Source organism: Mesorhizobium sp. IMUNJ 23232 (assembly GCF_044326205.1).
In the GTDB taxonomy this organism is placed as follows: domain Bacteria; phylum Pseudomonadota; class Alphaproteobacteria; order Rhizobiales; family Rhizobiaceae; genus Kumtagia.
Window position 1 is genome coordinate 1 of the sequence record NZ_JBIRCY010000136.1, and the last position, 4,893, is coordinate 4,893.

At 64.5% G+C, this 4,893-nt stretch carries 5 protein-coding genes; all 5 read left to right on the forward strand.

The window, feature by feature from the left end; translation table 11 throughout:
* Positions 1-164: 164 nt before the first annotated feature.
* The 5 genes from ACH196_RS37650 to ACH196_RS37670 are packed head-to-tail and all read left to right on the forward strand — an operon-like array spanning position 165 to position 4,647.
* Positions 165-1,163 (forward strand): ABC transporter ATP-binding protein, encoded by a 999-nt coding sequence (locus ACH196_RS37650; RefSeq protein ID WP_396651918.1) that lies wholly within the window; start codon positions 165-167, stop codon positions 1,161-1,163.
* Positions 1,160-2,128 carry an ABC transporter permease gene (locus ACH196_RS37655; RefSeq protein WP_396651919.1) on the forward strand — a complete coding sequence of 323 codons (969 nt, stop codon included), beginning with the start codon at positions 1,160-1,162 and terminating at the stop codon, positions 2,126-2,128. The genes ACH196_RS37650 and ACH196_RS37655 overlap by 4 nt, the downstream gene beginning before the upstream one ends.
* The gene (locus tag ACH196_RS37660; RefSeq protein ID WP_396651920.1) at positions 2,118-2,933 is read left to right on the forward strand and encodes an ABC transporter permease; all 816 of its coding nucleotides are present in this window, start codon (positions 2,118-2,120) and stop codon (positions 2,931-2,933) included. Before ACH196_RS37655 ends, ACH196_RS37660 begins: the two co-directional genes overlap by 11 nt.
* A 7-nt stretch (positions 2,934-2,940) precedes the next feature.
* Positions 2,941-3,204 carry a hypothetical protein gene (locus tag ACH196_RS37665; protein ID WP_396651921.1) on the forward strand — a complete coding sequence of 88 codons (264 nt, stop codon included), beginning with the start codon at positions 2,941-2,943 and terminating at the stop codon, positions 3,202-3,204.
* A gap of 15 nt (positions 3,205-3,219) precedes the next feature.
* Positions 3,220-4,647, forward strand: coding sequence for a gamma-aminobutyraldehyde dehydrogenase (locus tag ACH196_RS37670; RefSeq protein ID WP_396651922.1), 1,428 nt, complete (start codon positions 3,220-3,222; stop codon positions 4,645-4,647).
* The last annotated feature ends 246 nt before the right edge of the window (positions 4,648-4,893 follow it).

Genomic DNA, 4,893 nt, shown 5'->3' on the forward strand with positions numbered 1-4,893 from the left:
CCGGCCCTTCGGGCCACCTCTCCCCCTGCCGGGGGGAGAGGAAGGCAGCGTCGACGACTGGCGCTAACCTCGCGGCCGTTCTTCCTCTCCCCCGGGCAGGGGAGAGGTGGCCCGAAGGGCCGGAGTGGGGGTGCTTCGACTCGACAGCAAAGCGACCTGGTGCAATGACCCCAGCCGTCTCCTTCAAAAAAGTCTCCCGCCATTTCGGCAGCGTGCGCGCCGTCGATGCGGTCGATCTCGAGATCGTCGCCGGCGAGTTTTTCGCCATGCTCGGACCGTCGGGGTCGGGCAAGACGACCTGTCTCAGGCTGATCGCCGGCTTCGAGCAGCCGACGGACGGCGCCATCGAGATTTTCGGCGAGCGCGCCGACGGCGTCCCGCCCTACCGGCGCAATGTGAATACGGTTTTCCAGGACTACGCGCTGTTCCCGCATCTCAATGTGCTCGACAACGTCGCCTACGGCCTGATGGTCAAGGGCATCGCCAAGCCCGAGCGCCACAAGGCGGCGGAGGAGGCGCTCGCCCTCGTCCGCCTGCCCGGCTACGGCGCGCGAAAACCCGGCCAGCTTTCCGGCGGCCAGCGCCAGCGCGTGGCGCTAGCGCGCGCGCTGGTCAACCGGCCAAAGGTGTTGCTGCTCGACGAGCCGCTGGGCGCGCTCGATCTGAAGCTGCGCGAGAACATGCAGGAGGAGTTGAAGACCCTGCAGAAGGCGCTGGGCATCACCTTCGTCTTCGTCACCCACGACCAGGGCGAGGCGCTGTCGATGGCCGACCGCGTCGCCGTCTTCAATGATGGCAGGATCATGCAGATCGGCTCGCCGCAGGAAATCTACCAGAAGCCGCGTTCGCGTTTCGTCGCCGATTTCGTTGGCTCGTCGAACGTGTTGCCGCCGGATTTCGTGCAGCGCTGGTCGGGGCAGAACCGGTGGGGCAGCCTGCGGCCGGAATCCATCCGCGTCGCGCGCCAGGCGGCGGGCGAGGGTGTGCCGGCCCGCGTCGTCGCCATGAACTATCTCGGCAGCGCGACGCGGCTGGCGCTCGATGTCGAAGGGCTGCGCCTGCACGCCGTGATGCCGGCAGGCTCGGCGCTGCCGGAGACCGGCGACGCGGTGATGCTGACCTTCAACCGCGAGCATCTGCATGTGATGGATGAGCCAGCATGAAAGCCGAGGCCGTCCTGCCGGTCGTGCCGGCATCCGCAATCCTGCCGCGCAAAGGTGGCTGGGCCGGCGCGCTGTCGGATGCGCTGTGGCGCAATCCGGGCCTGCTTCTGCTTATCATGCTGGCGCCGCCGCTTCTGTGGCTCGGCATCGTCTATCTCGGCGCGCTGTTCGCGCTGCTGCTGCAAAGTTTCTTCTCGATCGACGAGTTCTCCGGAATGATCAACCGGGAGTTCACGCTGAAGACCTATGGCGAACTGCTGCAGCAGACCAACATCGACATCATCGTCCGCACGGTGACGATGGCCGCCCTGGTGACGCTCGCCTCCGCGGCAATCGCCTTCCCCATCGCCTACTTCGCCGCCCGTTACGCCAGCGGCAAATGGAAGGCGCTGTTTTATCTCGGCGTCATGCTGCCGCTGTGGTCGAGTTATCTCGTAAAGGTCTATGCCTGGAAGCTGATCCTCGCCAAGGAAGGCATTCTGGGCTGGCTGTTCGCCAAGCTGCACCTGACCTGGCTGCTGGATGCATGGCTGTCGCTGCCCATAGTTGGCGGCAATTCACTGTCGGTGAGTTGGACGGGCACCTTCATCGTCTTCGTCTATGTCTGGCTGCCTTTCATGATCCTCCCCGTGCAGGCGGCGCTCGAGCGGGTGCCGGTGAACCTCACCGAGGCCTCGGCGGATCTGGGCGCCTCGCCCGGGCAGACCTTTCGCAACGTGATCTTCCCGCTGGCGCTGCCGGGCATTGTCGCGGGCTCGATCTTCACCTTCTCGCTGACGCTCGGCGACTACATCATCCCGCAGATCATCGGCACGTCGCGGCTGTTCATCGGCCAGGCCGTCTATGCGCACCAGGGCACCGCCGGCAACATCCCGCTGGCGGCCGCCTTCACGGTGGTGCCGGTGGTCATCATGGGGTTTTACCTGTGGGGCGCAAAGCGCATGGGGGCGTTCGATGCGCTCTGATCGCGGCCAGACCGCCCCGCTCGCGCTGAAGATTGCCGCAGCCGCGGGGCTGCTGTTCCTGCACCTGCCGATCCTGCTGATCTTCGTCTACGCCTTCACGACGGAGGAAAAGAGCTACCAGTGGCCGCCGCCAGGGTTGACCACGCAGTGGTTTGCCGCCGCCTGGAACAGGCCGGACGTTTGGGAAGCGCTGGCGCTTTCGGTCAAGGTCGCGTCGATCTCGACGCTGATCGCGCTGATCCTCGGCACGCTGTGTGCCGCTGCCGTCAGCCGGACGAAATTTTTCGGCCGCGAGGCGATCTCGCTGCTGGTCATCCTGCCGATCGCGCTGCCGGGCATCATCACCGGCATTTCGCTGCGCTCGGCCTTCAGCCTGATGGAGATACCCTTCTCCACCTGGACCATCGTGCTCGGCCACGCCACCTTCTGCGTCGTCGTCGTCTACAACAACGCGGTGGCGCGCTTCCGTCGGACGTCCGGCTCAATGATCGAAGCGTCGATGGACCTCGGCGCCGACGGATTCCAGACCTTCCGCTACGTGGTGCTGCCCAATATCGGCACGGCGCTGCTGGCGGGCGGCATGCTGGCCTTCGCGCTCTCTTTCGACGAGGTGATCGTCACCACCTTCACCGCCGGCCAGCAGCAGACGCTGCCGATCTGGATGCTGGAAGAACTGGTGCGTCCGCGCCAGCGCCCGGTGACCAATGTTGTCGCCATGGTCGTGGTGCTGGTCACCGCGCTGCCGATCCTTGCCGCTTACTATCTCACCCGCGATGGCGACCAGATCGCCGGGGCGGGAAAGTGATTCCGCAATGATCGAACTCGACTTTGCCGACTACACCATCTTGCGCGAACTGACGGACGACACTGGCATGCGCAAAATCGTCATCCTTCGCCGAAGGGACGGCAACTATTGCTTTGCCGAAATGCTGTTCTGGCCGTCAGCTCCGGAGGATGAGGGTTACGAGATCGGATGGGCAGGCGAAATGCTCTCAGGCATCTACGGAACGCAAGAAGAAGCAGAGACTGAAGCTCGGCGATCGGCGCCATGGCTGCGCGTACTGACACAAAGTTAAACATCGGGAGGTCCCATGGACACTTCAATGCTCATAGGCTCGAAATTCGAAGCTGGCACCGAGACCGAGGAGCCGATCTTCAATCCGAGGACCGGGGAGACTGTGCTCAACCTTCCGGAAGCCTCGCAGGCGCAGATCGACGCCGCAGTCGCCGCCGCCGAAAAGGCATTTGCGGCCTGGTCGCGGACAACGCCGGCGCAGCGTTCCGGCTATCTTTTGAAAATCGCCGAGCGCATCGAGGCCGAGGCGGAGGAGTTTGCCAAGCTGGAGGCGCTGAACTGTGGCAAGCCGATCAATGCGGTGCTCAATGACGAGATTCCCGCGATTGTCGACTGCTACCGGTTTTTCGCAGGCGCGGTGCGCACCATGCCGGGCGTGGTGGCGGGTGAATACCTGCCGGGCTTCACATCCATGGTTCGCCGCGATGCAATCGGCATCGTCGCCTCCATCGCGCCGTGGAACTATCCGCTTATGATGATGGCCTGGAAGCTGGCGCCGGCGATCGGCGGCGGCAACACGGTGGTGTTCAAGCCCTCCGAGCAGACGCCACTGACCGCGCTGAAACTCGCCAAGATCCTTGCGGACGTGCTGCCCGAGGGCGTGGTCAACGTCGTGCTGGGCCGTGGCGAGAGCGTCGGCAACGCGCTGATCAACCATCCGAAGATCAACATGATCTCGATCACCGGCGATGTCGCCACGGGAAAGAAGGTGCTGCAGGCAGCCGCCAAGTCGGTCAAGCGCACGCATCTCGAGCTGGGCGGCAAGGCGCCGGTCATCGTCTTCGATGACGCCGACATCGACGCGGTCGTGGCCGGCCTGCGCGCCTTCGGCTACTACAATGCCGGCCAGGACTGCACCGCCGCCTGCCGCATCTATGCCGGCAAGAAGGTCTACGAAAAACTCGTCGCCGACCTGTCGTCGGCGGTCTCGACCATCCGCTTCGACAAGCCCGACGACACCGAAAATGAGATCGGTCCGCTGATTTCGAAGCGCCAGCGCGACCGCGTGGCGTCTTTCGTCGAGCGCGCATCCGAACTGAAGCACATCGACATCACCACTGGCGGCAAGCCGGGCGAGGGCGGCGGATATTATTATCAGCCGACCGTGGTGGCCGGTGCGCTGCAGGAAGACGAAATCGTCCGCCGGGAAGTGTTCGGCCCGGTCGTGTCGGTCACACGCTTCTCCGATGTCGACGAGGCGGTTAACTGGGCGAACGACAGCGACTACGGCCTCGCTTCCTCGGTGTGGACGAAGGACGTATCGCGCGCCATGGCGACCGCGGCCCGCCTGCAATATGGCTGCACCTGGATCAACACGCATTTCATGCTCACCAACGAGATGCCGCATGGCGGCGTAAAGCAGTCCGGCTACGGCAAGGACATGTCGCTCTACGCGCTGGAGGATTATACGGCGGTCCGCCATGTGATGGTGGCGCACGGTTAGGGAGCGGCGGCGCCGACCAACCAGGCACACAGCACGGAATGGTTTAAGCACCGGGGACAGTTTTATCCGGTCCCCCTGATAGGCCGAAACCGGCTCGCCGGAAGCTGGCGGCCGGGCCGGCGCAAACGCCGGGGACAGTTTACTTTTCCGCCTGCGCCAGCCTTGAAGCGGCTGCGCCCTTCCGCGGAAAAGTAAACTGTCCCCTGCAGGCAGCCGTCATCGCCGCCACACCCGGATGCTTTTCCG

Coding starts and splice junctions, on each gene's coding strand:
- ACH196_RS37650 (WP_396651918.1), top strand. CDS start 165: ATGACCCCAGCCGTCTCCTTCAAAAAAGTCTCCCGCCATTTCGGCAGC.
- ACH196_RS37655 (WP_396651919.1), top strand. CDS start 1,160: ATGAAAGCCGAGGCCGTCCTGCCGGTCGTGCCGGCATCCGCAATCCTG.
- ACH196_RS37660 (WP_396651920.1), top strand. CDS start 2,118: ATGCGCTCTGATCGCGGCCAGACCGCCCCGCTCGCGCTGAAGATTGCC.
- ACH196_RS37665 (WP_396651921.1), top strand. CDS start 2,941: ATGATCGAACTCGACTTTGCCGACTACACCATCTTGCGCGAACTGACG.
- ACH196_RS37670 (WP_396651922.1), top strand. CDS start 3,220: ATGGACACTTCAATGCTCATAGGCTCGAAATTCGAAGCTGGCACCGAG.